This is a genomic window from Fischerella major NIES-592 (genome assembly GCF_001904645.1).
In the GTDB taxonomy this organism is placed as follows: Bacteria; Cyanobacteriota; Cyanobacteriia; order Cyanobacteriales; family Nostocaceae; genus Fischerella; species Fischerella thermalis.
On sequence record NZ_MRCA01000004.1, the window covers coordinates 389109 to 415638 of the forward strand.

The 26530-nt window shown below is 41.7% G+C and carries 25 protein-coding genes; 9 read left to right on the forward strand and 16 right to left on the reverse strand.

The window, feature by feature from the left end:
• Window positions 1-93 precede the first annotated feature (93 nt).
• The gene (locus NIES592_RS10825; protein ID WP_062248081.1) at window positions 94-810 is read right to left on the reverse strand and encodes a biliverdin-producing heme oxygenase; all 717 of its coding nucleotides are present in this window, start codon (window positions 808-810) and stop codon (window positions 94-96) included.
• Between the two features lie 651 nt (window positions 811-1461).
• Between NIES592_RS10825 and NIES592_RS10830 the strand changes: the two genes are divergently transcribed.
• Both NIES592_RS10830 and NIES592_RS10835 read left to right on the forward strand, forming a co-directional pair.
• Complete coding sequence (locus NIES592_RS10830; protein ID WP_062248079.1) at window positions 1462-2874, forward strand: 1-acyl-sn-glycerol-3-phosphate acyltransferase; 1413 nt, start codon at window positions 1462-1464, stop codon at window positions 2872-2874.
• Between the two features lie 377 nt (window positions 2875-3251).
• Window positions 3252-4937 (forward strand): NAD(P)H-quinone oxidoreductase subunit 4, encoded by a 1686-nt coding sequence (locus tag NIES592_RS10835; protein WP_073555723.1) that lies wholly within the window; start codon window positions 3252-3254, stop codon window positions 4935-4937.
• Window positions 4938-5332: 395 nt separating this feature from the next.
• Here NIES592_RS10835 and NIES592_RS10840 read toward each other — a convergent pair whose 3' ends face one another.
• Window positions 5333-5524, reverse strand: coding sequence for a hypothetical protein (locus tag NIES592_RS10840; protein WP_143168363.1), 192 nt, complete (start codon window positions 5522-5524; stop codon window positions 5333-5335).
• Window positions 5525-5805: 281 nt separating this feature from the next.
• On the opposite strand from NIES592_RS10840, the gene NIES592_RS10845 reads away from it, so the two are divergent.
• Complete coding sequence (locus NIES592_RS10845; protein WP_062248073.1) at window positions 5806-6546, forward strand: TerC family protein; 741 nt, start codon at window positions 5806-5808, stop codon at window positions 6544-6546.
• Window positions 6547-6730: 184 nt separating this feature from the next.
• On the opposite strand, the gene ndk is transcribed toward NIES592_RS10845, so the two are convergent.
• Window positions 6731-7180: a nucleoside-diphosphate kinase gene (ndk, locus tag NIES592_RS10850; RefSeq protein ID WP_062248071.1), complete on the reverse strand. Its 450-nt coding sequence runs from the start codon at window positions 7178-7180 to the stop codon at window positions 6731-6733.
• A gap of 197 nt (window positions 7181-7377) precedes the next feature.
• On the opposite strand from ndk, the gene speA reads away from it, so the two are divergent.
• The gene (gene speA / locus NIES592_RS10855) at window positions 7378-9396 is read left to right on the forward strand and encodes a biosynthetic arginine decarboxylase (RefSeq protein WP_062248070.1); all 2019 of its coding nucleotides are present in this window, start codon (window positions 7378-7380) and stop codon (window positions 9394-9396) included.
• Between the two features lie 51 nt (window positions 9397-9447).
• On the opposite strand, the gene NIES592_RS10860 is transcribed toward speA, so the two are convergent.
• The 3 genes from NIES592_RS10860 to NIES592_RS10870 form a co-directional block, all read right to left on the reverse strand.
• Window positions 9448-10614: a sugar phosphate nucleotidyltransferase gene (locus tag NIES592_RS10860; RefSeq protein WP_009756871.1), complete on the reverse strand. Its 1167-nt coding sequence runs from the start codon at window positions 10612-10614 to the stop codon at window positions 9448-9450.
• A gap of 327 nt (window positions 10615-10941) precedes the next feature.
• Window positions 10942-11775, reverse strand: coding sequence for a segregation/condensation protein A (locus tag NIES592_RS10865; RefSeq protein WP_073555725.1), 834 nt, complete (start codon window positions 11773-11775; stop codon window positions 10942-10944).
• A 140-nt stretch (window positions 11776-11915) separates the two neighbouring features.
• Window positions 11916-12965: an AI-2E family transporter gene (locus tag NIES592_RS10870; RefSeq protein ID WP_073555726.1), complete on the reverse strand. Its 1050-nt coding sequence runs from the start codon at window positions 12963-12965 to the stop codon at window positions 11916-11918.
• A gap of 106 nt (window positions 12966-13071) precedes the next feature.
• Here NIES592_RS10870 and pdxH point away from each other — a divergent pair, with 106 nt between their 5' ends.
• Window positions 13072-13716: a pyridoxamine 5'-phosphate oxidase gene (gene pdxH, locus NIES592_RS10875; protein ID WP_073555727.1), complete on the forward strand. Its 645-nt coding sequence runs from the start codon at window positions 13072-13074 to the stop codon at window positions 13714-13716.
• 4 nt (window positions 13717-13720) lie between these two features.
• Here pdxH and NIES592_RS10880 read toward each other — a convergent pair whose 3' ends face one another.
• The 4 genes from NIES592_RS10880 to NIES592_RS10895 all read right to left on the reverse strand — a co-directional run bounded on the left by NIES592_RS10880 (window position 13721) and on the right by NIES592_RS10895 (window position 17429).
• Window positions 13721-14089, reverse strand: coding sequence for a hypothetical protein (locus NIES592_RS10880; RefSeq protein WP_073555728.1), 369 nt, complete (start codon window positions 14087-14089; stop codon window positions 13721-13723).
• Between the two features lie 84 nt (window positions 14090-14173).
• Window positions 14174-15775, reverse strand: coding sequence for a tetratricopeptide repeat protein (locus NIES592_RS10885; RefSeq protein ID WP_062248060.1), 1602 nt, complete (start codon window positions 15773-15775; stop codon window positions 14174-14176).
• A 151-nt stretch (window positions 15776-15926) separates the two neighbouring features.
• Window positions 15927-16727 carry a DUF3153 domain-containing protein gene (locus NIES592_RS10890; RefSeq protein WP_102206432.1) on the reverse strand — a complete coding sequence of 267 codons (801 nt, stop codon included), beginning with the start codon at window positions 16725-16727 and terminating at the stop codon, window positions 15927-15929.
• A gap of 180 nt (window positions 16728-16907) precedes the next feature.
• A complete protein-coding gene (locus NIES592_RS10895) occupies window positions 16908-17429 on the reverse strand; it encodes a tetratricopeptide repeat protein (RefSeq protein WP_062248057.1) in 522 nt (173 codons plus the stop codon).
• 189 nt (window positions 17430-17618) lie between these two features.
• Here NIES592_RS10895 and NIES592_RS10900 point away from each other — a divergent pair, with 189 nt between their 5' ends.
• Window positions 17619-18026, forward strand: coding sequence for a hypothetical protein (locus NIES592_RS10900; RefSeq protein WP_062248055.1), 408 nt, complete (start codon window positions 17619-17621; stop codon window positions 18024-18026).
• Window positions 18027-18135: 109 nt separating this feature from the next.
• Here the strand turns inward: NIES592_RS10900 and argB are convergent, their stop codons facing one another.
• Window positions 18136-19032 (reverse strand): acetylglutamate kinase, encoded by an 897-nt coding sequence (gene argB / locus NIES592_RS10905; protein WP_178379524.1) that lies wholly within the window; start codon window positions 19030-19032, stop codon window positions 18136-18138.
• A gap of 174 nt (window positions 19033-19206) precedes the next feature.
• Here argB and NIES592_RS10910 point away from each other — a divergent pair, with 174 nt between their 5' ends.
• Together NIES592_RS10910 and NIES592_RS10915 are read left to right on the forward strand one after the other, a co-directional pair.
• On the forward strand, window positions 19207-20529 hold the full coding sequence (locus NIES592_RS10910) for a serine/threonine protein kinase (protein WP_062248053.1): 1323 nt from the start codon (window positions 19207-19209) through the stop codon (window positions 20527-20529).
• 131 nt (window positions 20530-20660) lie between these two features.
• Window positions 20661-22004, forward strand: a complete 1344-nt coding sequence (locus NIES592_RS10915; RefSeq protein ID WP_062250688.1) for a serine/threonine protein kinase — start codon at window positions 20661-20663, stop codon at window positions 22002-22004.
• A 119-nt stretch (window positions 22005-22123) separates the two neighbouring features.
• Here NIES592_RS10915 and NIES592_RS25090 read toward each other — a convergent pair whose 3' ends face one another.
• Complete coding sequence (locus NIES592_RS25090; protein WP_178379519.1) at window positions 22124-22261, reverse strand: hypothetical protein; 138 nt, start codon at window positions 22259-22261, stop codon at window positions 22124-22126.
• A gap of 67 nt (window positions 22262-22328) precedes the next feature.
• Here NIES592_RS25090 and NIES592_RS10920 point away from each other — a divergent pair, with 67 nt between their 5' ends.
• A complete protein-coding gene (locus NIES592_RS10920) occupies window positions 22329-22637 on the forward strand; it encodes a hypothetical protein (RefSeq protein ID WP_062248051.1) in 309 nt (102 codons plus the stop codon).
• Window positions 22638-22862: 225 nt separating this feature from the next.
• Here the strand turns inward: NIES592_RS10920 and plsY are convergent, their stop codons facing one another.
• From plsY to NIES592_RS10940, 4 genes are all read right to left on the reverse strand, one after another.
• The gene (plsY, locus tag NIES592_RS10925; RefSeq protein WP_073555729.1) at window positions 22863-23549 is read right to left on the reverse strand and encodes a glycerol-3-phosphate 1-O-acyltransferase PlsY; all 687 of its coding nucleotides are present in this window, start codon (window positions 23547-23549) and stop codon (window positions 22863-22865) included.
• A 96-nt stretch (window positions 23550-23645) separates the two neighbouring features.
• Window positions 23646-24905 carry a DUF3086 domain-containing protein gene (locus tag NIES592_RS10930; RefSeq protein ID WP_073555730.1) on the reverse strand — a complete coding sequence of 420 codons (1260 nt, stop codon included), beginning with the start codon at window positions 24903-24905 and terminating at the stop codon, window positions 23646-23648.
• Between the two features lie 130 nt (window positions 24906-25035).
• Entirely contained in the window at window positions 25036-25452 is a 417-nt protein-coding gene (locus NIES592_RS10935) for a DUF3119 family protein (RefSeq protein WP_009756855.1), read from the reverse strand.
• An 88-nt stretch (window positions 25453-25540) separates the two neighbouring features.
• The gene (locus NIES592_RS10940; RefSeq protein WP_016872154.1) at window positions 25541-26311 is read right to left on the reverse strand and encodes an MlaE family lipid ABC transporter permease subunit; all 771 of its coding nucleotides are present in this window, start codon (window positions 26309-26311) and stop codon (window positions 25541-25543) included.
• Window positions 26312-26530 lie beyond the last annotated feature (219 nt).

Genomic DNA, 26530 nt, shown 5'->3' on the forward strand with positions numbered 1-26530 from the left:
AGGGGCGTGGGGGTGTAGGTGAAATATGAAGATGTGGGAATTTAATTCAAAATTATTTCTCTTACACCCTTACACCTTTATTTCCCTACATCCCTAATTAGCAGCAGCGGCTTCCGTGCTACCAGTGTTATGACCACGAGTCAGGGAATTAAATAATACTTGCCCAATAGCTTGAACTAAATTTCCTTCTAGTTCTTGAGCCATTTTCATATTAAAATCGAAGGCGTTATTCGCTTCTGCAACAATTTTTTCTGCTGTGGTATCGTCAACATTTAATGTATTTAATGCCTGACGATACTTGTCTTTAAAAGCGTTTTTATCAGAAATTTGGTCAAAGTTATAAAAAGACGTACCTTGATAACCTTCTAGCTTTAAGACTGACTGAGCAATTTTCTGCAACATCTGACCGCCGGAAAGATCGCCCATGTAGCGAGTATATGCGTGTCCAATCAATAACTCAGGTGCTGTTGCAGATACTTCTTGAATTCGAGCAATATAATTCTGGGCAGTAGGAGATATTTGCAGGTGCGATCGCCAGTCTTTACCATAGTAAAATTCCATATCTTTTTCTAAAGCGGCTTGGCGATTTAGCTCTGGAAAATAAATACCGCCGACTATGGCGTGATCTCGATGTTTTTCTATTTCTGCTTCCAGTTCACTGTAGATGTAATACAAGTTACCTAAAAATTTGGCAAAGCAGCCTCTATCTACAACCCCTTTGAGAAAACACTTCATGAATCCCACGTTTTCTGCTGCTGTGTGGGATTTTTGGGTTCCGGTACGAAGCTTAATCGCTAAATTGCTACTCATTGGTTTGTTCCTTCATCTCAAAACGCAAGCTGATACTTATCAGTTCACTGTCAACGCCAGCGTTGAAGAATCGTTATTCAGTCCTTAGGAAAGGATCTGCATCATGACCGTCAGCTAATCACACCACCGATGCAGACCCAAGCCATGTTGATTTCTACCAAAATCATTTAACTATTTAATCACTAAATAACAATATAGTTATTTACATTTTTTCATATTTCTCCGTTTTTGCATACAGGCAGAGGAATTGAGAAAGCAAAATTTCCCTTGTAATATCATTTCTGAAAAAAATGACTACAAATGTTCTTGGCTTGTAGTAAGCACGCTTTGTACTTACTAGGAACATGTCCTAGAGACGTACCATGGCACGTCTCTACACTTTTAATAATTGGTATAAAACAGGTATTTTCGGTTTATTAGTAAAACTGATTTGATAAATTTATTTAAATTTATGGATGTGCTGTGCGATCGCATAGTGCATCTGTACTTTTGTAAAGTTTCCTACACCCTGACACCCTAAACCCTATTTTCTAGCCCCTAGATTCGCTACCGTTATTAAATTAGTCAACAGTACCAGCAACAGTGATCAAACTGGTAACTGAAAACTAATAACTGATAACTGTTAAATGGAGAGCAACCTTGCCTGATTCCATGCAACATGCCCAATCACGACTGGAGTTTATTCCACAACGCTTCAACCCTGTTGTACTCCGTCTTGCCCAGTGGTTGCTGCCTATTTTGCTACGGTTTCGGCTAAGACCGTGGTTGCCAGCTGGAATTTCGCGCATTCAAGTTAAGAATGCAGAAATATTAGCCGAATTATACCAACAATTCCAAGCTGGCAAAGTTCGCTTTTTGATGGCATTTCGTCATCCAGAGGTAGACGATCCTCTGTGTATGTTATACCTGCTTTCCAGAGCAGTGCCACGGGTTGCACGTCAGCAAGGAATTTCCTTGCAATACCCTATTCATTCACACTTCATTTATGAACGGGGAATGCTATTGTGGGCGGGAGACTGGCTAGGCTGGTTTTTCTCAAATTTAGGGGGGACTCCCATTCGTCGGGGTAAGCGACTGGACAAGCTAGGTATTCAAAATGCCCGGAATTTGTTTGCCAACGCTAAAATGCCAATCGCAGTAGCTCCCGAAGGTGCTACCAATGGACATAGTGGTATCGTTAGCCCTTTGGAACCTGGTGTTGCTCAATTTGGGTTTTGGTGTGTAGAAGACTTGCACAAAGCCAACCGTTCGGAAGAAGTTTTGATTGTGCCGATCGCGCTTCAGTATAGTTATGTGAAACCACCTTGGGCAAAACTGGATTGGCTGTTGAGTAAATTAGAAGCTGATTGTGGTTTGCCAGTAAAGACTATTGGCCGATCTGAGACCGCTAACCCAGAAGAGATACACTATTCACGTCTGTTGCGGCTAGCCGAACACCTGTTAACAGAGATGGAAGGATTTTATCAACGCTTTTATCATCAGCATCTCGCTGCAATTGATCATGAGCTTGAGGCTAGGGGCAATGGCAATGAGATATTAATGGCGAGACTGCATCGCTTACAAGATACAGCTTTAAAAGTTGCCGAGCAATATTTTAAACTACAACCACAAGGAAATTTTATTGACCGTTGTCGCCGTTTGGAAGAAGCTGGCTGGAGTTATATTTATCGAGAAGATGTGTCAGATATCAATGCTTTACCACCCTTTCAACGAGGATTAGCAGACTGGGTAGCAGCAGAAGCAGAACTGCGAATGCGACATATGCGGTTGGTAGAAACTTTTGTTGCAGTTACAGGGACTTATGTCAAGGAAAAACCTACTCCAGAAAGGTTTGCAGAGACAGCGCTACTAATATTTGATATGATCGCCCGAACCAGAAATAACACAAAACTGCCAGGGCGTCCGCGTTTGGGTTGGCGACAAGCACTAATCACAGTTGGTCAACCAATATCAGTTACAGAACGCTGGGCAAAATCTCAAAGCGATCGCCGTGCAGTCAGAGTTGGAGTGACTGAGTTAACAAAAGAACTGCATCAAGCTTTAGAACAATTAATTAAGGCATAAGGCCTAACTCTATCATGTTGTATTTGTATAGTTGGAGACATACTGTTAATTTAACGTTCCCAATCACCCACCACAGATAAGATCTCAGTGATCAGGCAAACTAGGGATTTTACGCAGAACAAACAAAAAATTGTATAATTACAAACAAAATTTGATCTAGTTTTCTAACCTTAACCATAGAGAATATTGGCGTTGCTGAATTTGGTCATGAATTGTGTTTGTCCACATTTTGTAGAGACGTAGGATTGCTACGTCTTATTGTCTTTTACATAAACTAGAGTTTTGTCAATACTGATCTGTGGTAAAGATTGATAAAAAATGTTTACGAAGTTTAATATTATGGTTTTATACCACCATAAGTATTTTTGCTCATAAACATGATAGGCGATCAATTTCCCTGGCTCACTGCGATCATCCTATTGCCACTTGTGGCTTCCCTAGCCATTCCCTTTTTCCCCGATAAAAATGGCAAGCGTCTGCGCTGGTATGCTTTAGGGGTGGGTATGGTGGACTTTATTTTGATGTGCTATGCCTTTTGGCAAAATTATGATGCCAACAGCGCATCTGTGCAACTTGTGGAGAAATACACCTGGATACCTCAGATCGGTTTGAACTGGGCAGTTTCAGTTGATGGACTTTCTGTGCCACTTGTGCTGCTAGCAGGATTGGTAACAACACTAGCGATTTTTGCAGCATGGCAAGTCGATCGCAAACCCCGCCTATTCTATTTTTTGATGTTGGTGCTGTATTCTGCACAGATAGGCGTGTTTGTTGCCCAAGACATGCTGCTGTTGTTCATTATGTGGGAACTAGAACTGGTTCCTGTCTACCTACTTGTTTCTATTTGGGGTGGACAAAAGCGTCGCTACGCAGCGACAAAATTCTTGTTATACACAGCAGCAGCTTCGATTTTTATTCTGGTAGCAGGGTTAGCAATGGCCCTCTACGGTGACAATATGACCTTTGATATGGTCGAATTGGGGATGAAGAATTACCCACTGGCACTCGAACTGCTTCTTTATGCAGGATTGTTGATAGCCTTTGGTGTGAAGTTGGCTGTTTTCCCCATGCACACCTGGCTACCTGATGCTCACGGTGAAGCATCTGCGCCTGTATCAATGATTTTGGCGGGTGTACTTTTGAAAATGGGTGGATATGGTCTCATTCGTCTCAATTTAGAACTTCTGTCTGATGCCCACGTTTATTTTGCACCAGTTTTAGCTTGTCTAGGTGTTGTCAATATTATCTATGGTGCATTGAATTCCTTCGCTCAGCCCAACATGAAGCGTCGCCTGGCGTATTCATCGGTTTCTCACATGGGTTTTGTGCTGTTGGGTATTGCATCCTTCACCGACTTAGGAATTAGTGGGGCGATGCTACAGATGATTTCTCACGGTTTAATTGCCGCAGTCCTATTCTTCCTTGCAGGCGTCACCTATGATCGCACCCACACACTGATCATGTCAGATATGGGTGGTATTGGTCGAGCAATGCCGAAAGTATTTGCCTTGTTTACAGCTGCTGCAATGGCGTCGTTAGCCCTTCCTGGAATGAGTGGTTTTGTGGGCGAACTCGCAGTCTTTGTTGGCGTCACCACCAGCGACATTTACAGTTCGACTTTCTGTACTGTCATGGTTTTCTTAGCAGCAGTAGGACTTATCCTCACACCAATATACCTACTCTCGATGCTCAGACAGGTATTTTACGGTTCAGACGTCGCTCCTGCCTGTGTTATTTCTGATGCAGGCTCACAGAACCAAGACAATCAGGAAGCAGTTTGCTTTGGGACTAACTGCGTCCTCCCAACAGAGGCCAATTTTAACGATGCAAAGCCGCGTGAAGTGTTTATTGCTGCTTGCTTCTTGCTGTTGACTATCGGTATCGGCGTCTACCCAAAACTGGCTACTGAGATGTACGACGTCAAAACTGTTGCAGTTAATACTCAGGTGCGCCAATCTTACATCCAAATTTCACAAACCAATCCCCAAATATTTGCTAAGGACTTCCTATTTCCCAAAATCGCAGAATCTAATATAGCTTCCGTTTCCAGAATAGATAAATAACCTTGCGATCGCCTTAATACTCAAGCTTTGCCAAGGACAGGGAAAATATTCCAAAATCTGGGAGGGGTTTAATAGCTTCTCCCATTATTTTTTGAGAAACGGAAATTATACAAATGAAAAAAGCCATGTAAATAAACGTAAATCCCATAGTTTTTAGTAGGGCTTTAGTACCAGATTTTTATACTGGAAATTCTGGTTAGGGAATCTACCAATAAAATTATGAAAAACGAAACGATTTTGGAAAAAAACTGCCTTCTATACAATTGTTGCGCTAATTGTTTTTAGTCTAGCTGCAAGTAGTGGAACAACAAATAAAATCCTAAGTCAAGATATTCGTTATTCAGAAAGTTACATTCTTGATGGTTCACTTCACAAGCAACAATCAAATCAACTTTTTATTGGCTAGGTTTTTGATCGGCTGCTTTATAAGCGCGATCGCTACAAATAATCATCTGTTGTCTGGTTTGAGGATTGTTACAGTTCACATTTTGCGCTATCTGTTGAGAAGTCTCTCCAGCTAAGCTAGGTAATACATTTATAGCCAACAGTGTAGGGGCAACAAGGGCAAGTAACTTGAAATCCATCATTCTTTCTCAAGCACATTCACCAAAATCTTCCCATCAGAATTCCTCGCCAACACGTTAAGCTTGATTAAGGTAGCAATTTATTGCGCTTTTTATACTAACTTCCTCTGTTCCTGGTAACTTTTAACAGTTATCAGTGATCAGCCATCAATTTTATTTGTGGGGTAATGGTTTTCTCGTCAATTTAGTCTGAATGCTTTAATGGTGTTTGTTGATCTCCCACCATATGCCTGATAACTGTTTACTATTCACTGATTTATTTTTCACTGCTTGAGAAACTCGGAATGCTAGACAAAATTTTTGACTACCTTAACTTTCATCTCAGCATTGAAGCGGCTATAGTCTTGCTGATCCTGATGTTTTTGGAGGCGGTGCTATCTGCTGACAACGCCATTGCTCTTGCTGCGATCGCTCAAGGACTGGGAGACAAAAAGCTTGAAACCCAAGCACTCAACATAGGTCTAGTTTTTGCCTATGTCCTACGAATTACCTTACTACTGACAGCTACTTGGGTGCAACAGTTTTGGCAATTTGAGTTACTAGGTGCAGCTTACCTTCTGTGGCTAGTATTCCAACACTTCACGTCTGAAGAAGACGAAGAACATCACCATCACGGACCACGTTTTAACTCATTATGGCAAGTCATCCCTGTAATTGCTTTAACAGATTTGGCTTTTTCTTTGGATAGTGTCACCACTGCGATCGCTGTTTCTCAGGAAACTTGGCTAGTGCTAACTGGGACAACTATTGGTGTAATTACCTTGCGCTTTATGGCAGGTTTATTTATCCGGTGGTTGGATGAATTTGAGAACCTAGAGGATGCAGGTTACATCACTGTTGCATTAGTGGGGTTACGCCTCTTGATCCGGGTGGTAAATGAAGATTTAGTTCCACCACAATGGTTGATGATTACTGCGATCGCCCTAATTTTAACCTGGGGATTTTCCCAACGCACCCAACCTGTATCAGTGACAGAACCGGAGAAGACAGAAGTAGTGCAGTCTAAAGAAGTTGAGGAAGTGTGAGGAGTGGGGGGAGTAGGGGGAAGTCTGAAAAATATAATAAAGTCTTTTCTCCTCATACCCCTCACACCCCACCCTGCGGGAAGCCTATGAGCGCACGGCAGATGACGCCACGTGCTTTATGTCGGGAAACCCGTCCACCGCACTGCCTCGTCTACACACCCCTCACACTCCTCACACTCTGAAATTACTCGTGCAACCAAGCCATTGAGTGCGGTTGCCAATTTACTAATTCTTCATCTTTAAACCACAAAGCAATTTCTCGCTGTGCGGTTTCAATAGCATCGGAACCATGAATGATATTGCGGCCAATATTGACGCCAAAGTCACCCCGGATTGTCCCGGGTTCTGCTGTTAAGGGGTTAGTTGCACCAATCATTTTTCTGGCAGCAGCAACGACGCCTTCTCCTTCCCAAACCATTGCGACTACAGGACCGGAAGTAATAAAATCAACTAACCCTGCAAAAAATGGTCTTTCCTTGTGAACGTCATAATGAGCTTCAGCTAATTCTCGGCTAACCTTCAAGAATTTTAACCCAACTAGGGTAAAGCCTTTGGTTTCAAAGCGGCGGATAATTTCACCAGTTAGTTTACGCTGTACACCGTCAGGCTTAATGGCAATAAATGTGCGTTCCAAAGCTATCTCCTCAAACTGAATAAATTTGTCCTTTGTCCATAGTCAAGAGTCCATAGTCTATAGTCTATAGTCAAGGGTTTTGACCATTGACAATTGACCAATCAAACAATATCTCACAAATCAACTTCTGGTGTATATGCGTTGAACCATCAATACGTTAAATTGTAAATTCATGGGTGAACATAAAGGTCAGGAAAATGCGTCTTGATTCTACTGCTGCATCTGATGAGGTGGTGAAGCCGCCGTCCCATAATAGTAAAAAATCTGAATTGAAAAATCACAAGCACAAAAAACTGCTGCCACCTGCCAGCATACAGGAAGGAACACGCGTTTGGAAAATAGAAGATAGCGAAGCGCTTTACCGCATAGAAGGTTGGGGCCATCCTTATTTTTCCATCAACGCAGCAGGTCATATTACTGTTTCCCCAAAAGGCGATCGCGGCGGTTCGCTGGATTTATACGAGTTGGTTAATGCTCTCAAGCAGCGTAATTTAGGACTGCCGATGTTGATTCGGTTTTCTGATATTTTAGAAGACCGGATTGAGCGGTTAAATGCTTGTTTTGCCAAAGCGATCGCTCGCTACAACTATCCTGGTATTTATCGTGGCGTATTTCCGGTCAAATGTAATCAGCAGCGGCATTTGGTTGCTGATTTAGTACGCTTTGGCAAACCCCATCAATTTGGCTTAGAAGCAGGTTCTAAACCAGAATTAATGATCGCCCTGGCGATGCTAGATACACCAGGAGCATTGTTAATTTGCAACGGTTATAAAGACAAAGAATACATTGAAACGGCAATGCTAGCCCAACGATTAGGGCAGACACCAATCATCGTCTTAGAACAGATTGAAGAAGTAGATGTGGTGATTGAAGCTAGCCGCCAGTTAGGGATTCAGCCAATTTTGGGGGTGAGAGCAAAACTCAGTACCCAAGGGATGGGACGCTGGGGAACCTCCAGTGGCGATCGCGCTAAGTTTGGTCTGACAATTCCCGAAATTATCCAAGCAGTGGAAAAGTTACGTGCTGCTGATCTGTTAGATTCTTTACAATTGCTCCATTTTCATGTAGGTTCACAGATCTCTGCCATTAATGTCATAAAAGATGCCATCCAAGAAGCTAGCTGTATCTATGTAGAATTGGCAGCGTTGGGGGCAAACATGAAGTATCTTGATGTTGGTGGTGGCTTGGGTGTAGATTACGACGGTTCCCAAACCAACTTCTATGCTTCCAAAAATTACAACATGCAGAACTACGCCAATGATATTGTGGCAGAGTTAAAAGATACATGTTCGGAGCGAAATATACCCGTACCAACACTGATTAGTGAAAGTGGTAGGGCGATCGCTTCTCATCAGTCGGTATTGATTTTTGATGTTCTCAGCACCAGCGAAGTTCTCACAGAATTACCGGAACCGCCCAAAGAAGGGGAATCCCACATTATCACCTATCTTTGGGAAACTTACCAATCCATCAATCAAGAAAATTATCAGGAATTTTACCACGACGCTACCCAATTTAAAGAAGAAGCTATTAGCCGCTTCAATCTGGGAATCTTAAGTCTGACGGAACGCGCCAAGGCGGAACGTCTATACTGGGCTTGCTGTCAAAAAATACTGAATATCACCAGAAAGGAAGAATACGTACCCGATGAATTGGAAGACTTAGAAAAAATCATGGCTTCCATTTATTACGTAAACCTTTCTGTGTTTCAATCAGCACCTGATTGTTGGGCGATCGACCAGTTATTTCCGATTATGCCGATCCACCGTCTAGATGAAGAACCAACACGACGGGGGATCTTAGCAGACCTCACCTGCGACAGTGACGGTAAAATTGACCGCTTTATCGATCTGCGCGATGTCAAGTCAGTTTTAGAACTGCATCCCTTTAAATCTGGAGAACCCTATTATCTGGGCATGTTCTTGAATGGAGCGTACCAGGAAATTATGGGGAATTTACATAATTTATTTGGTGATACCAACGCCATTCACATCCAATTGACGCCCAAAGGCTTCCAAATTCAACACGTAGTCAAGGGTGATACAATGAGCGAGGTAGTGAGTTACGTACAATACGACTCGGAAGACATGGTAGAAAATATCCGCCAGCGTTGCGAATTAGCTTTAGAAGAAAATCGCATTACACTAGCGGAATCACAGCGACTGCTACAAACTTATGAGCAGAGTTTGCGGAGGTATACGTATTTGAGTAGTTAGTGGTTAGTTGTTGTTTGTTGGTTGTTGGTTATTCCAAACAACAACCAACAATTAACTAGCATTCGTTCCCAACAATTCCGCGATCGCTTGATGTTCGACAGGAGTGTGAGACGGTGGTATCTGACGGGCGTCGGTAATCAGCCAATCTAAAGCAGCTGCTTGGACATCGATTGTTGCCCCAGTTTTATCTACACAATAGCGTCCAAATACTAGCTTATCGACTAGTCGCACTCCTGCCCCCAGACGTGACCATTCAAAGATGACGCTGTTTTCCACCGTTGCACCATTGCATATCCAGCAATTGGGGCCAATCATTGTCGGTCCGACTATTTTCGCCCCGTCTTCGATCTTAGTCATGCCACCGATGTACACTGGGCCTGTAATGTCAACTTTGTCCCAATTCACAGCTACGTTTAAGCCAGTGTAAATCCCAGGGGCAACTTGTTGACCAGGAATTTGGACATTTTTTATTTCGCCTAGTAGCACACCGCGAATTGCTCGCCAATAATCTGGGACTTTACCAATATCCACCCATTCAAAATCCATAGGAATGGCGTAGAAAGGCGCACCCATTTCTACTAGTTTGGGAAATAGTTGACTACCGATGTCATACTCTACACCAGAAGGTATGTAATTTAGTACCTCTGGTTCAAAAATATAGATACCTGTATTGATATTGGTGCTGAGGGCTTCTTCTACCTTCGGCTTTTCTTGGAAAGCTTTAACGCGACCATCTTCATCGGTCACAACCACACCGTAGCTGGAAACTTCTTCCCGTGGTACGGATTTCATAATAATGGTAGCGATTGATCCCTTGGCTCTGTGCCATTTGACTGCTGCTGTCAAATCGAGGTCTATTAAGGCATCTCCGCACAGGACTACAAAAGTATCATCAAAAAATGGATAAAAATCTTGGATTTTTTTCATGCCGCCAGCAGAGCCAAGGGCCTCACCCACTAGCGTACCTTCAACAATTCGCCCTTCAAAAGAATAAGCAATCTGTACGCCAAAGCGCTGACCATCACGGAAATAACTTTCTATTTCTTCAGCCAAATGGCTCACATTGACCATAATTTGGTCAAATCCATGTTGACGTAACAGTTCTAGTAAAAATTCCATCACTGGCTTTTGCAGGATGGGCATCATCGGTTTGGGCATAGTGTACGTAATCGGACGTACCCGAGTTCCCTTGCCCGCTGCCAGAATCATTGCCTTCATATATACTTATTCCTCAACCACAAGCCAGTTAACTTTCAGTGAGTGATACTTAATCATCGGTTTGTTTTTGCTCCAAGTCATCCTTAAAACCACGGAATACGGGAATTGTCGGACATGGTATAACCATATGCATAGCAAGATGACATGTGTTCGCGTAGTGCGTTCAAACTGCCTGCCCTGTTCTTGTGGAACGGGGGAGGCGTTTCTTGAGTAGAAACTTTTTTCATAAACAACTAGCGATCGCTTATCCTTTCAATTTACCCGGATTTTGGGGTGAGCTGAAGCATTAATTCTAGAAATAATTGATATTTCTAAATCAAATATTGCTTATTTCATTAACTTTTCCAATTGTCTGCTATTATTTCCTTCGCCTGTAAGCAATCTTATTTTTATGTCTTGGTAAAACTCCTCTTGGAATAACTCCACTTTAGATTGAGCCGAGAGTAATAGTAACGCCCAAAAAACACTAACTTTATGGCCGTTTGGCGAATTGTGACCTGTTTCATGCTGCTGTGATTGTTTGGTTTGTGTCCATAACTCCACTAATTGTTCCAAATTCAACCAATTTTGTTCCAAACTAAGTTCTGTTGACCAACGGTACAAAACCTGCTCGAGTTCCCCAGCCACTTCAGTAAGATTTTCCTGATGAGCCAGTTCTAATGCGGCTCGCATTGTTTGCAGACTGGGCTGACGCCGAGGACGTGACGGCTTATTGACTTTTTCTACCAGTTTTAATTGCTCTGCCATAACCTGCAATTGCTCTATCAGCTCTTGCAGAGTTACACGACGCTTTGGTGGCGGCATTGCTGCTGGACGACGACGGATATGACGCTCAAATTGCAGGCGATGAGCTTGGTAAAGTCCCCCTTCTTCCATCTCCTCCAAGAGGTTATCATCTGCTAAAGCTGCCTGTTCATCAGCAGCTGATTGCAATTGCATCAAGGTATTTGCTTTGAACAACACCAGCATTGATGCAGATAAAAAAGCTTGTCCAGATTGAGACAAGTCGGCTTCATAGCCTTTTTGGGTTGTTTGTGGCGCCATTAATTCTATATAGCGGTCTATTACCTCAATCACCTGCACATCCCAAGGGTCTATTTCTCCTTTTTCAGCCTGATGTATGAGATTTTCAATTGTTGCTAGTAACTCAGAAGGGTTCATTAATGTTAGTTGTTGGTTGTTGCTTGTCGGTTGGTAGTTGTTGGTTGTTGGTGAGTAGGTTAGCACAGCAGTACTAAGGTATAGTTATTCCAACCAACAAACAACCATCAACAAAGAACGAAAAATATAAGAATTATCATTTAATCATTTTTTCTAATTTTAGTGCTATTCATCGCATCCAAAGTACCTTTAATTGTCCCAGCAATTGGCACTGCCAATAGTGATCCTAAAAAACCAGCAATCTCAAATCCCATTAAAATTGACACAAAAATCCAGATGGGATTGATGCCAATAAAATCTCCAAGTAATTTTGGCCCTAACAAATTGTCTTTTACTTGCTGCATGACGATCGCTGCGATCGCTACTTGAATTGCCAACCACCAATTTTGTAGTAGTAGTAAAATTGTCACAGTACCAATACCTAGAGTTGCTCCCACAAAGGGAATCAGTTCGGATACACCGATAAAGATGGCAAACACAAGCGCAAAAGGGACTTTCAGAATCAAAAAAATGGGAGTCAGACTCACCACCATGAACAAACCTAACAAAAATTGAATCAGAAAAAAGTTTTGAAAATTTAGCCTGAGGGATGTGGTGAAAGGCACACGGATATGAAGTGGTAAAAGATTGACTAAAGCATACCAAACGCGATCGCCATACAAAAGCATGTAAAATGCCAATACTACCACCAAAACAACATTCAAGACTCCTGACAACAACGTTCCCGCAAATCCTACAGCACCAGAAGGTATTTGCTGTACCACAATTTGGATATTGGCATTGATTTGTTGATTGATCACGCTGAAATTTAAAGGCAAGCGCCGCTTCTTTGCCCAAATTTGCAATTGCTCTAAATTATCTTGACTACTAATTAACCAATCGGGAATCTTATCTAACAATTGGTTGGTTTGTTCAATAACCATCGGTACGAGCGTTACACCCAATATTACCAACAAAGTTAAAGTCAAAAGCAATACAATTATCACTGCTTGGGCGCGAGAAATACGGGCGCGCTCAAAAAACTTGACTGGATAATTCAGCAAAAAAGCAAGGATTGTGGCAATACTAAAAATTGTAATAGGATGCTGGAAATAGGTAAACAGTAAAGACAGCAGCCAAACATTCAGCGCGATGATTGGACCGCCTAGACCATAGATTAATAGATTTTGAACAGAGGCCCAACGTCGCATTTGATGCAATGTTATTTACAAAACTCCTTGGCTGGATTGGTAAAAGTTACTTAGCGCTGATTATCATCATAATTATTTTTGACAAAACTACCAGGATAAAAACCCTATGGACAAAAATTTAGCCGATCTACGCAAAGACTACACCTTGCAGGACTTAAATGAAACTGATGTTGCTCCAAATCCTTTTATACAATTCCAAAAATGGTTTGACGAAGCACTGACAGCACAGTTGCTAGAACCAAATGCCATGACTGTTGCTACTGCGACGACCGATGGTAAACCCTCAGCAAGAATGGTGTTGCTGAAAGATTTTGATGAAAGGGGTTTCGTTTTCTTCACCAACTACAACAGTCATAAAGGACAAGAATTAGCCGAAAATCCCCAAGCAGCCCTTGTTTTTTGGTGGGCAGAACTAGAAAGACAAGTCCGTATTTGTGGGCATGTGGAAAAAGTATCCGAAAACGATTCAGATAGATACTTTCAAAGCCGACCCTTTAACAGTCGCCTTGGTGCGTGGGCATCCAATCAAAGCGAAGTCATCGAAAGCCGAATAATTCTAGAGCAACGTCTGCAAGAATTAAAAGCTAAGTATGAAAACCAGGATGTACCCCGACCACCCCACTGGGGAGGCTTACGGGTAATCCCTACAGAAATAGAGTTTTGGCAAGGACGTTCTAGCCGCCTGCACGATCGCATTTTATATACTCGTTTAGATGATGGTGATTGGAAAATACAGCGTCTATCACCCTAAAATTTTAAAAAGAACGGCTGCTGCCCATTTCATTGTCTTCATCAGGATCATCAAAGGGGGGTATTTCCCCTGTAATTCTTGAGCCTGTATGACTTGAGAATGATATGTCCCGAGACGCACCAATATTTGGCGAAGGAGATTTAGATGTTAATGACTCTAAATCTATTTTTAATTCTCGTCTTTGCTCAATTCTTCTGCGAATCTCCTCTAATTCTCGCTGAAATTGATAGCCTAGTTGAACTACCTCTTCAGGAGTGAGCTTATACTCGCTCAGGTTCTTAGCAGGATCCTCTAAAACATCGATAGCCCAGATGATATCTTGTTTTGTTTGTGCTAAACGCTGCTTGGCTCTCTCAAAATCGGTTTGGCTCATTTTAAATTTGTCGGTTGTTGATTGTTGGTTCTTGTTTAGTGTTTAGTGTTTAGTTGTTATTCACTGCTCACACTCCCCACCTCCTCACACTCCCCCCACCTCCCTCGATCCCCAACTAACTGCCCCTAGAACTTCTTCTATAGATTCGTTAAAATCTTTGCCAGTTAGCGTTGGCAGTTCCGGCTTTTCATTCAATTTCTTCAAAAGCGCAGATTTGAGTTCCGGAAGTCTTCCACGGATGCTTTCTAGGTCTGGATCTTTACCAACCCACTCCCAAAAGTCTCTGCTTTTGTCTCTTGTTAGGCTATAGGTTAGGTAGAGATATGCTCGCTTTTGAGTTTCATCGGCATCATCCAAACGATAAGCTAGTGCATACCAGCAGGCAAGATAATACAGTAAACGGTAGTTTAATACTGTAGTAGCGTCCCAGTTTTTTGCTATCTCCAGGTTTTGGATTTCCTGTTTTGCTGCCAAGATCAAATCTTCTTTTCCTGTGAGTAGTTGGGCGATTGCTTTAGCAACCTTGATCCTTAACTGCACAGTTGGTTCTGTAACTCGCTTGAGTGCTTCATCGTAGTGAGCGATCGCGCTTTGGAGATTACCGATTCTTCTTTCACCTTGTGTCCGCCCCAAGAGACTGTAAGTTTCAGCCAAATTATCGTATGGTTGATACCAATCTGGGTAAAATTCTATTGCTTGCTGCAACTCCTCAATTGCTAACTGGTAAAAGAATTGACCATGAGTTTGAGCGCTAGATTGATTGAGAACACCAAAGAAATTATGAATTTGTCCTAGATAGCGTTGACGCTTACTCCCCAAATAAAATTTAGGTATACTTCTGATCATCTCGCGTTTAGAGAGTTCTAATGCCAGCCAACGACTAGCTGTTCGCAATAACTGTCTAAAACGGTCTTTCAGTAATCTTTTTGACTCTTTTCCTACTTCAGAGTCAGATACTTCCCAGATAGTGTAAATCTGAGCAGCAATGCGATTATCTATGTCCTGAATTTCAAATGTGATACCAATTCTTTTATGTTCTTCACCCTGGCTTTGTAAGATACCAGTAACTTTAGTACCATAGGGTGGAAATAATACTGCAAGTAGTTGTACTAATGGATCAATTTGGTCAGGAGTTAATTCTTTGACAGAAGATATAAAATTAGTCAGTTGTTGATTTGCAGTGGCTTGTGGTAAAGGAAATTTATCAGAGGACAGATGAATTTGTGGTCCCACACTAGTGATATGCTCCTTTGACCTTTGGTAGACACTTTTCATCTCTCTCGCTAATCTTTCCCGCGCCAATTGTGACAATCCTGTTAAAACGCCCTCAATTTCATCTGCACCAGTTGCATTACTGAAATTATCAATTATCAATTGGGAAGATCGGTTAGTAATTAGTAAAAAGAATCGCCGAATAACAAATAAACTCAGTAATGCTACTAATATTTTTATCAATAAAAAGACAAGAGTAGTAAATCCTTTATCTACCTCCTCAAGAGCTTTCAACAAATCCTTACGGGAAGCTTTGGTATTATTAGACTGACTCGAAGATTTTGGTGTAACAGTTGTTGTGGGAGCAACTGTTGGAGTGGCTGGTATCTGTGGATTTGGTACAGGTGTTTGTGAATGCGCCACTCCAGAATTGACAACCAATAAGGTAAAGATTAACAAAAGCTGTGCTTTCACAATTTAGTTGTTAGTTGTTAGTTGTTAGTTGTTATTCTATACTTCTCACACTCCCCCCACTCCACGCCAGTCGCTCTTTGTTGGAAACCAACAAGACCGCGCTGGCTCCCCCACTCCCCATCTCCCCATCTCCCCATCTCCCCACCTTCTACTACCCTTCACTAACTGCTGTTTTCGTAGCAAACTGAATTCTGGGATCGGGCATAAATTTATACCGCAGATAATATCCTACGCCAACAAATAGCACAATCAATAAAGTACCAATACCTAGAGGACTGGGAAGCCAGAAAACTGCTTCTATATGGTTGAGTTTGCCTGGGTTGAGATGCCATACTAGCTGATTGTTATTTTTTTGTGGTAGGGGAGCGTTTTCTGTTCTTTGAATAGTTCTTGCTCCCCAAGGAGTCTTCAAACTAAAGTCTAAATCGAGAATGGAACCAGCATTTGCCAAGACATTACCATCGCTGGAAATTAAAGCAAGCGATCGCAAATCCAGATCATAAATCAAGTGATTCCGTACCAATAACAAAAAATTATTCTGATTTAGAAGTAAATTTGATTCTACTTTTGGCAGTTGTGAATCAGATTCGTTAGTGACAGCTTTCTGATTCACAGTAGGGTGAAAAAATTGATTGAATTTTGTTTGCAATTCTTCACCATTAGTGAAAGGAATTGTGACAATCACTTCTTCTTTGGAAGGTCGTCGCACTTTACCTTCTTCTTGGCGGGCACGACGTTCTATACTATTTAACCATTCATACACAGGTTCACCACTAAAGCTGGTAAGACGTTCTCCCAACTTGATATGCTGCACCAACTCACCACTATTAGAATTATCAAAACGTATCCCCACCTCATAATCCACGCAACCAGAAAGCAGCAAAGTTGCTATTAGTATCAGGCAAACAAATCTCAGCCATGCAAAACTTTTTCTGAAAGTAGACAAATTGATCACTATAAAAATCTCCTCAAAAATCATTGGTCAATTGTCATTTGTCATTGGTCATTAGTCATTGGTCACTATTTATTCTCCCCATACTCCCTACACTCCCAGACGCGATTCATCGCCTCTCTACATTACTCCCCACACTCCCCATACTCCCCCATCCCCCTTGTCCCCGATCCCCAATTCCTAAACATTCAACCAAATTAAACTCACCAATGTTAAACCAATTGCAATTAAAGCCACCCAGATAAAGCGATTATCTTTAGTATTGACCTGACTGAGGTCAACTAATTCTCGCTCAGGAGGCTTTTTAAAGCCAGAAGATTTATTAGGATTAGCAGAGAAACTAATTTTACTTTCATTATCAGCAAGATTGCTAAAATCAGGGATTTGAGTCATCCATTCTTGGGGACGTTGCAATCTGGGTGCTTTGAGAATGTATTGCAGTCGCCGCGCTTCTTTACTTGTTTCATGGTGGGGATGGCGTTTGAGTTGTTCACATAGGGCGATCGCATCATCTGTACGTCCTGCTGCTTCATAAGCTGTCGCCAACCAAATTTGTACTTCACCACTCAGGCGAGTATTACGGGCCAACAAGGCGCTTGCTTTTTCTAGTTGTTCAATAGCTTCTCGATATAGCCCACTTTCAAAGGCTACTCTTCCTTGCTGGTAGCGATTTTTGGCAATTTCTATACTCTCTGAACTCACGTTTTACTCACAAATTCAGCACTGCCTTCATTGTGCCAACGGTAGCAGCATTTGTGAAATCCTTTGGGCTAGCAACAGGTCAAAAAATAATAAATTTGTTTTTTGTTTGTTGTTAATGGGCAGAAAATGGTGATTTATTATTTATCTATATAGTTAAATTTATTGATCATCATTTAGTGAACCAAAAAGATGCTTAAAATCAAGCTTTATCAAGCGTATTTACTGGGATTGGGTTTCACTGTAGCACTGATGGGCGGGATGACAACTCCTGTTTCTGCCCAAAAGATAATAGTAATAGATCAACCGGGTTTTTACGGTGTTCATCAACCTCAAGCTCCAACTGTTGGTAGCTTTATATACGGTAGTCCCATCCCTACCCCTATGCCTGTAGACCCAGTGACGGGATTAATGCCAAATCGTAGTATTTATAACACATACACTACATTGCATCAAAATACACAAGATAACATCTTAGTTAATCCGGTGTTGGTGAATCCTAAAATGAGAAACTCAACATTGATTAATCCTGTGATTGTTAAAGATTCTTGGTATCACAACAGACCTATCCAGCAGCCCATTATCATTCAGCATCCCTAAGAAGAAATGGGTAAAGGTAAAAGGGGAAAGGGAAAAGATTTTAGTTTATTAATTTTCTTTTCACCAGAAGGGATAAATCCCTTCTGTCTTCTGTCTTTCTTCAATAAATTCAACAGGTAAACTGAGAACCAAAAATCATCGTGCCAATACCGCCGTCAGTGAAGATTTCTAGTAGCAGGGCGTGGGGGATACGACCATCAATAATGTGTGCAGCGCGGACTCCTTGGGCAAGCGATCGCACACAACAATTAACTTTAGGAATCATGCCACCACTAACTACACCACTAGCAATTAGATCACGGGCTTCTTTAATATCTACTTTGGGGATCAAGCTAGTCGGTTCTTTGTAATCTTTTAAAATTCCGCGTGTATCGGTTAGCAAAATCAACTTTTCTGCACCCAGTGCTGCTGCTATTTCTCCGGCTACAGTGTCAGCGTTGATATTATAAGCTTGTCCGTTATCATCAGCAGCAACACTCGAAACTACGGGAATATACCCACTATTTACCAGTGTTTCTAAAATCCGAATATTGACATTACTTACTTCCCCAACAAAACCGATGCCTTTATCTCCTTGGGGACGGGCTTTAATCAGGTTACCATCTTTACCACATAGACCGACAGCAGAACCACCAGCTTGGTTAATCAAAGAGACAATTTCTTTATTAACACGACCGACTAACACCATTTCCACCACATCCATTGTGGGGGCATCTGTGACACGCAGACCATTCTTAAATTGCGGTTCGATTCCTAGTTTATCTAGCCAACTGTTAATTTCTGGTCCACCACCATGTACTACTATTGGTCGTAAGCCAACACAGGATAAAAATACAATATCGCGGATGACTTTATCTTTGAGGTTGCTATCTTTCATGGCAGCACCACCGTATTTGACAACTACAGTCCGACCTGTAAATTGTTGGATGTAAGGCAGTGCCTCACTCAGTACTTGTACACGAGTGGCCGCATCTTGTCGAATGTACTCAGAATCGTTGATCATAATTAAGTTTATGAGGAGCTTTTGTTGTTAGTAAAATTGGTACTCCCAACAATTTCTCACAGAAAAGAATATTTGTTGCTAAGATGTTCGTGCTGATTTAGTAAGGGTGTTAAGTATTAAGGATATAAGGGTGTAAGAGGAAATAAGAGTTTTTTGAAACGTATATTTTCTAGAACGATGTTGCAAATCCAACAGGTATTACGCGATCGCTATCAGCTTATAGAAAAACTTGGTGAAAATGCTGGTCGTCAAACCTGGTTAGCATGGGATTTGTCTACTCAAGAGCAAGTCATCGTTAAACTGCTTACTTTCAGCGACCAAGCACAGTGGGAAGATGTTAAACTTTTTGAGCGAGAAGCCCAAATACTCAAACAGCTGAATCATCCACGCATCCCGAAGTATCGTAATTATTTTGCCTTTGAAGATCAAGTACTTCACTTTGCCCTAGTGCAAGAATACATTCCTGGTTCATCGTTTAAGGAATTACTCGCAAAGGGTAGGGTGTTCAGCGAAGCAGAAGTACGGAAAATTGCTGCTGAAGTTTTGAAAATTTTGATTTATCTGCACAGTTTAAGTCCACTGGTATTGCATCGCGATATCAAGCCTAGTAATTTGCTATTAGGAAAAAATTCCCAGATTTATTTAGTAGACTTTGGTGCAGTGCAAGACCGCGCCGCTAAAGAAGGGGCAACTTTTACGATAGTGGGAACCTATGGTTATGCCCCATTAGAACAGTTTGGTGGTAGGGCCACTCCAGCGTCTGACCTTTATGCTTTGGGTGCAACCTTAATTCATTTGCTAACCCGTATTCCACCAGCAGATTTGCCACAGCGAGATTCTCGCTTGCAGTTTGCCCACTTACTAAAAGTTAATCCTGGGTTTGTTCGCTGGTTAGAACAGTTGACACAACCAAACCTAGACAGACGCTTCACAAGTGCCAAAGAAGCGCTGAAGCTGCTCAAAGCAAATCAAATTGCTATCTCTGGGTTAGTTCGTGCTAAACCTGCTGATAGTCAAATTCAACTGCAAAAATCTCCTGAACACTTACAAATTAAAATTCCTGTGCTGTGGAAAAAGACATTAATTGACCCGAAGAACTGTGCTGCAACAGTAGTACTAGCAATTTGGTTGTACTTTTTCAGTGGCGGTTTTGGGTTGGGTAGCATAGAAGGTTGGATATGGCTTATAGCTAGTCTTCTGTTGGCAGGTTGGTTTCTATTACCTAACTTTGTGGAAACAAATATTTACTTTGACCATTACCAGTTTGAAATTGAATTGAAATTACTAGGTCTTTGCTTGCTTAGACAACGAGGAAAAGTTTCAGAAATTGACAAAGTATTTAGCGGTGAGACTGGTGGTTATGGTAGTCACAAAGTCCCAGAAGTAACATTGGCTGTAGGTGTATCCGAGTATTCTTTTGGAAAATTGAAGCCACCTTTAAGTAAAGACGAGTGTCGCTGGATGGCAGCAGAAATCAGGCATTGGTTAGGGATTGGTTAGTAGTTAATGGATAGTGGTTAGTAGGTGAATCGATTTTTAGATAGTGAACTAGTACTTTTTTACAAACATCTATCATCAACTACTAACTACTAACTACTAACCACTAACAATTTTTTATGGGGAATTTGGGGATGTTAAAAGCAGGAGAAATACTTTGTAATCGTTATCAACTACAGGAAAAATTAGGTCAAGATGCTAGTCGTCAAACTTGGTTGGCCCAAGATTTGGCTAAACAACCTCAAGAACGAGTTGTCGTCAAGTTGCTAATTCTCAGCCCACAAATGCAGTGGGATGAACAAAAACTGTTTGAACGCGAAGCTCAAGTTTTAAAAAATCTCAATCATCCTCGTATCCCCAAGTACCGAGATTACTTTGTTTTGGAACATCAATCTGGCTCTAAATTCGCCTGGTTTGGGCTAGTGCAGAGTTATATTCCCGGAACATCCCTACAGAAATTAATAGACAAACGTCAACGCTTTTCGGAATCACAGGTAGAAAAAATAGCTGTTGAAGTTCTTAGTATTCTGGTTTATTTACACGAACTCAACCCACCTGTGCTACATCGCGATATCAAACCTAGTAATTTGATTTGGGGTGAAGATAAGCGGGTTTATTTGGTTGACTTTGGCGCAGTGCAGGATCAAGCGGTGTTGGAAGGTGCTACTTTTACTGTTGTGGGAACCTATGGCTATGTGCCAATTGAACAGTTTGCTGGTAGGGCTGTTCCTGCTTCGGATTTGTATGCTTTGGGTGCAACTTTAATACATTTGCTGACAGGGATGTCTCCTGCCGATTTACCTCATCGGGATGCACGCATTCACTTTACTGATAGAGTTAGCGTTGACCTGGGTTTTGTAAATTGGATTGGTAAACTCACTGAACCAAATGTTTTAGAAAGACTCAGTACTGCCCGAGAAGCACTCGCAGCACTCAAGAACAAAAATGTCCTAACCCCACCGATAACTAGCCGCAAGCCCACAGGTAGTCAAATTCAACTCAACAAGTCTGCCAGCGAGTTGGACATTAAAATACCAAGACGCGGTGGTAAAGCATTTAAGTTATTCTACCTGGTGGGAATCATGATTCCTTTTCTCTGGCAACTACCACAATTGATTAATTTTTTGACAAGGGGAGGCAATTCTCAGACATGGTTTTTTTGGCTTTTCTGCGTGGCGATGCTGATTGCGGTGGTGCAAGGAACTCTGTTACCTACTTTTGGACATACTGATCTTTACTTTGATCGCCAAAATTTTGAAATACGTTGGAAGATATTTGGTTTTTGCTACAAGCGACAACGACGTCAGACAGCATTAATTGACAAAATATACCAAGAGCCAGTCAACCAAGGTTCAGCCCCTAGAGGAGTCACCATAGAAGTAGAAGGACAGAAATTCACTTCTAGTCCCCTGTCAACTATAGAACGTCATTGGCTAATTCAAGAGATTGGGGAATGGTTGGGACTGGATCGGAAATAGGAGTGTGGGGAGATGGGCTTTCAAGAGTAGGGAATTAAAAATCAGCCCGCACTTTAGTCGCGGGCGAGATTGTCGCTAGCTAATACCGATTTGACAAAAGAATGAGACAAATAGATATTTTAGAGACCCGCTGTTTGAAGCGTCTCTACATCAGGATCTGTTGCTAACATTAATTGAATTGGCATATCTACACATGCCGTAAATTCGGTGAGATTAAAGCTAATTAGAGTGTTGATCACCACTTTCCGGAAATTCATAGATTGCTCATGGTGTTATTTTCAGGGGCAACCCACGAGTATTTCTATCTAAACAAAAAACAGAACTATGAAACGCCGAATTTCTTTCATCATCGGTTTCGCACTCTCATTCTTGATGATTTTTAGCCCTGTTGCAATGGCTGACGAGGTTCAAGGTCAAACTTCAGTCACCACATCAGAACTAAGCAAATCAGAAGTAGTTAAAGTCACAGCAACAGAAAAGAAAGAAGTTGATGCATCTGTAGCACAGCCAAAGGCTAGCAACTTGCTGGATAAAGGGAAATTGAATCCGATTAAATTAAAGCCTTTCTGCAATGTTACTTGTCCTGGCGGTGCTCCTGGATATATGTCTGGAGAATACTGTCTGCCATGTTAAAACTGACATGAATTAGGGATAAAGTTAGAAAGTGTATGAAACAAGCAGATGCATGATGAAATCCAGAATCTATCTTGTCATGGCTTTCCCTTTATCCATAAATTAATAGCGTTAAATTTAATAACTGGACTTTAGACTAAAAAAGAGCGATCGCACCGCGTTGTGGTGAGTTTGCTGTAACAACAAACCTCACTCTAGCCCCTTCTTTGCGGGTTTGTTTTTCTTTTATATATTGACGTTTTCCGGTGTCTGTGTCTCCAATTTCTGTCCTAACTTTGGTTCAGTACCTGCGATGATGCGCTCAATATTACTACGATGCCGCAAAATTACATACAAACCAGCCGCAACACCAAACAAAATGTAGGGTAGGGGTTGGTGCAGAAGTACCATGAAAATGGAAACTGCGATCGCACCAAAAATTGAACTTAAAGACACAATCCTTGATATTGTTACGACAACAGCAAATACTCCTGCTGTTGCTAAAGCGACTTGCCAATTCATCGCCAGCAAAACTCCTAAACTAGTAGCAACAGATTTACCACCAGTAAATCCCAAAAAAATAGATTTACTATGTCCGAGTACTACTGCTAGTCCTGCTAAAGTTACCATCCATGCTTGCCAGATTCCAGAATTGACGGTTGAGGGAATTAAATCTTGATTTTGGGCAAACTTAAACAACCAGTAAACCAGAAAGATGGCTAAAACTCCCTTGAGGCAATCAATTAACAAAACAAATGCCCCAGGTCCTTTACCCAATGTTCTTAACACATTAGTTGCTCCCGTAGAACCAGAACCAACTTCCCGAATATCAATGCCTTTTAATAGCTTCACTACTGTATAGCCAGTGGGCAGAGAACCCAACAGGTAAGCTACAAATAGAATTGCCCCGCACAAAGTTAACCAAGTAGTCATTATTTTTAAATTGTTGTTTGTTGGTTGTTGATTGTTAGTAATGAAGAATCGAAATCACCAATGACAAATGACAAATGACAAATGAGCATTGACTAATTAAAAATCATCTTCATAACTTCTCATCATTTTGGGGTCAGGAGCAAAGGCTAACCACAAAGGAAATTGCAACAGTGCCAAGCTGATTAACTCTTCAGAATCATCGATGATAATTAAAGGCAGCTGATTAGATTTTTCCAAGCGTTCGGCTTTTTGTGCCACTGCTTCTGGAGACTCAAATAATACAACTCCCCGATCAGGACCAAAATCTGGACGACCAATTCCTAAGCAATCTTGTAAGCCACGCCGCCATTCACCCAAGCGTTCTGGTGTATTAGCTAAAACTAAAGTACGGACGCGATCGCCATAAAGTTTGTGCAGTATCGAAATAATTGCTGAGGAAATAAGTATATTTTGCAACCTACTACCCATGGTCCGCAAAGCACCCCGTCCACCTTGGTTAAAAAACCAGTTAGAGACTCTTTCGGCGTGGACAGGTTCAAATGTACGACGCAACTGCCACGGTGGTCCGTAATAATCTGGTTTGGTGCGGTACTGGTCAATCAGGCGACGAATTTGCTTGGTAGTGTCTTGAAACTGCTGTTGGGCAAATTGTGGTGTTCCTGGTTGGGTTTCAGCAGATCTGAATTCTTGGATGACGACTTTTTCTGGTTCTGGTTTTGGTGCGGAAACTAATTGTAATTGTTCTGCGGCGGCTGCTAAATCCTGTAAGCTACCAGTGAGATAGTCTTTAAAACCCTGTACCCGTATTGCCAATTCTTGAGAAGCACCTGCAAACGTAGTTCGCATCTCATTGCGGATGCGTTCTTGACGCCGTTCGAGCTGTTCTACGGAAATTTGTAGCGCATTTTTACGCTGTTCTAGGCTAGAAAGCGTCTCTTGCACAAAATTCCCCATCGCAATTTGGGTTTGATTCATTTGTGCTTGCAGAGTTTTATATGCAGCCTGCAAGTCGGCAATTTCTGCTTTTAGGGCTTGTTCTTGTTTTTGTAACTCAGCAAGTCGTTGTTGTGTTGCTTGGACTTCTGGTTGATGTTCTAATCCCAAAATGGTGATTTCTTCTTGTTGCTGCACCACAAACTCATCTTGAGAGTTGCTTGCTTCTGGATTTGCTATAGGTAAGACAGAAGTGAAATTGTTTTGTTCTGTATCCACTGTAGAGTTCTGTGTTGTTAATTCTAAAACTGGTTCAACAGATAAGTCTTCTGTTTGTTCATTTGTAGATGTAGGGCTTTTTTCTTCTGGTGATTGCAAAGACTCATCTGTTGATTGTGGGTTTTGATATTCCTCTGGATACATAAAAATAGTGTAATTCCTATGACGCAATTAAAAAACTTTCAGCAAATATACAATTTAAGACTAAATCAGTTACCAGTTACCAGTTATCAGCTAGCACTTGCTCACTGAATAACTGACAACTGTTCACTGACTAAATGCGCGGACAGCGTTGTTCTAAACAAGTTTTTAGAGTGTTGGGGTCAAATAAAATCGGCAAAAAATGAATGCTTTTAACTTCTTTAAAGTAAAACAGGATGGGAACACGCTCCCAGAATATCCGCCAATTTTGCCATTCTTGGTAAGGAAATCGCCGAATTAATTTTTCTCCTCTGTAAACATCTAAATCGGTAGCAGTAAATTGCAGACGTAGTGTGACTGTCTGAAACATGAGAAATAACCCAAATAGGGCGATCGCACCTCCTACCCAAGGTTGCACCAACAGCAGTGGAATAGCCAACATCACTAACACTACAGGGATGTTGTAACTAGGCTTAAGTTCCACAGTTGATGTTGATAATGGTGTGCTTGTTGTAGTCACAGTCTTGAATCCTGTTCTGTTAGTAGACATTAATTCCTATTCTAGGAGTTAGTGGTTAGTCGTTAGTGGTTAGTGGGTCAACCAACTACTAACTACCAACTACTAACTACTAACCACTTTAAAACCCCTGCAATAACGCACTACCTGTTCCTTGATACATTAACCAGGAAAGAAAGAAATTACTAATAAATATGATTAACAAGGCAGTCACGACAGCAGTTGTCGTCGATTGTCCCACACCTTTGGCTCCTCCCGTTGTTGTCAAACCCCAACTACAACCAATGACAGCTATCAAAACTCCAAAGCAACACGCCTTGATCATGGCGCTGATAATATCCCAACTGCCAAGAAAATTACGGGCTGAGTCCAGAAATTGTGTGTCAGAGAGATTGTAAATATTTGTGGCAATGATCAAGCCTCCCAACATTCCTGTCACCAAAGACAGCAGGGTTAAAATTGGCATCATCAATAGGCAAGCAAGCAGACGGGGGATAACTAAATAATCAACTGGATCAGTTTTTAGCATCAATAGGGCATCTATTTGTTCAGTTACCCGCATTGTGCCAATTTCGGCTGCAAATGCCGAACCAACACGCCCTGCGATCACCACAGCTGTTAGGACTGGCGAGAGTTCCCGTGTTAAGGCTACCGCCAATACACCACCAACAAGGTTTCCTGCACCAAAGGTAATAAACTCCCGCGCTACCTGAATAGTAAATACTGCTCCGACAAAAACAGCTGTTAATAGGGCAATAAACAGCGAATCTGGCCCTACTACAGCCATTTGTTCTAGAGTATTGCGACGATGGATTTTACCTCTGAGGAGATGGATTGTAACTTGTCCACCTAAAAAAATCGCCGCCAGCAATCGCTGACTCCATTTTCCCAAACTAGACGTGGATGTAATCTCGCTCAATGTTCACCAGCTAACTCAGTAACTGCAATAAGAATAGCAATTTAGTGTGTTGTTGGTTGTTGATTGTTGGTTGTTAGTAGTTAGTAGTTAGTAGTTAGTAGTTTAGTTGTTCTTTAACATGACTTACCCCTCACAGCCCACCCTTACGGGAAGCCGCTACGCGTCTACACACCCCACCCTTACGGGAAGCCC

Bases quoted from the DNA above. Each gene is read 5' to 3' on its own strand.
- NIES592_RS10920 (WP_062248051.1), top strand. From the start codon at position 22,329: ATGAAACGCCGAATTTCTTTCATCATCGGTTTCGCACTCTCATTCTTG.
- NIES592_RS10835 (WP_073555723.1), top strand. From the start codon at position 3,252: ATGATAGGCGATCAATTTCCCTGGCTCACTGCGATCATCCTATTGCCA.
- NIES592_RS10865 (WP_073555725.1), bottom strand. From the start codon at position 11,775: ATGAACCCTTCTGAGTTACTAGCAACAATTGAAAATCTCATACATCAG.
- speA (WP_062248070.1), top strand. From the start codon at position 7,378: ATGCGTCTTGATTCTACTGCTGCATCTGATGAGGTGGTGAAGCCGCCG.
- NIES592_RS10900 (WP_062248055.1), top strand. From the start codon at position 17,619: ATGCTTAAAATCAAGCTTTATCAAGCGTATTTACTGGGATTGGGTTTC.
- NIES592_RS10870 (WP_073555726.1), bottom strand. From the start codon at position 12,965: ATGCGACGTTGGGCCTCTGTTCAAAATCTATTAATCTATGGTCTAGGC.
- NIES592_RS10825 (WP_062248081.1), bottom strand. From the start codon at position 810: ATGAGTAGCAATTTAGCGATTAAGCTTCGTACCGGAACCCAAAAATCC.
- pdxH (WP_073555727.1), top strand. From the start codon at position 13,072: ATGGACAAAAATTTAGCCGATCTACGCAAAGACTACACCTTGCAGGAC.
- NIES592_RS10930 (WP_073555730.1), bottom strand. From the start codon at position 24,905: ATGTATCCAGAGGAATATCAAAACCCACAATCAACAGATGAGTCTTTG.
- NIES592_RS10840 (WP_143168363.1), bottom strand. From the start codon at position 5,524: ATGATGGATTTCAAGTTACTTGCCCTTGTTGCCCCTACACTGTTGGCT.
- NIES592_RS10910 (WP_062248053.1), top strand. From the start codon at position 19,207: ATGTTGCAAATCCAACAGGTATTACGCGATCGCTATCAGCTTATAGAA.
- NIES592_RS10830 (WP_062248079.1), top strand. From the start codon at position 1,462: ATGCAACATGCCCAATCACGACTGGAGTTTATTCCACAACGCTTCAAC.
- NIES592_RS10935 (WP_009756855.1), bottom strand. From the start codon at position 25,452: ATGTCTACTAACAGAACAGGATTCAAGACTGTGACTACAACAAGCACA.
- NIES592_RS10845 (WP_062248073.1), top strand. From the start codon at position 5,806: ATGCTAGACAAAATTTTTGACTACCTTAACTTTCATCTCAGCATTGAA.
- NIES592_RS10880 (WP_073555728.1), bottom strand. From the start codon at position 14,089: ATGAGCCAAACCGATTTTGAGAGAGCCAAGCAGCGTTTAGCACAAACA.
- plsY (WP_073555729.1), bottom strand. From the start codon at position 23,549: ATGACTACTTGGTTAACTTTGTGCGGGGCAATTCTATTTGTAGCTTAC.
- NIES592_RS10915 (WP_062250688.1), top strand. From the start codon at position 20,661: ATGTTAAAAGCAGGAGAAATACTTTGTAATCGTTATCAACTACAGGAA.
- NIES592_RS25090 (WP_178379519.1), bottom strand. From the start codon at position 22,261: ATGAATTTCCGGAAAGTGGTGATCAACACTCTAATTAGCTTTAATCTC.
- NIES592_RS10860 (WP_009756871.1), bottom strand. From the start codon at position 10,614: ATGAAGGCAATGATTCTGGCAGCGGGCAAGGGAACTCGGGTACGTCCG.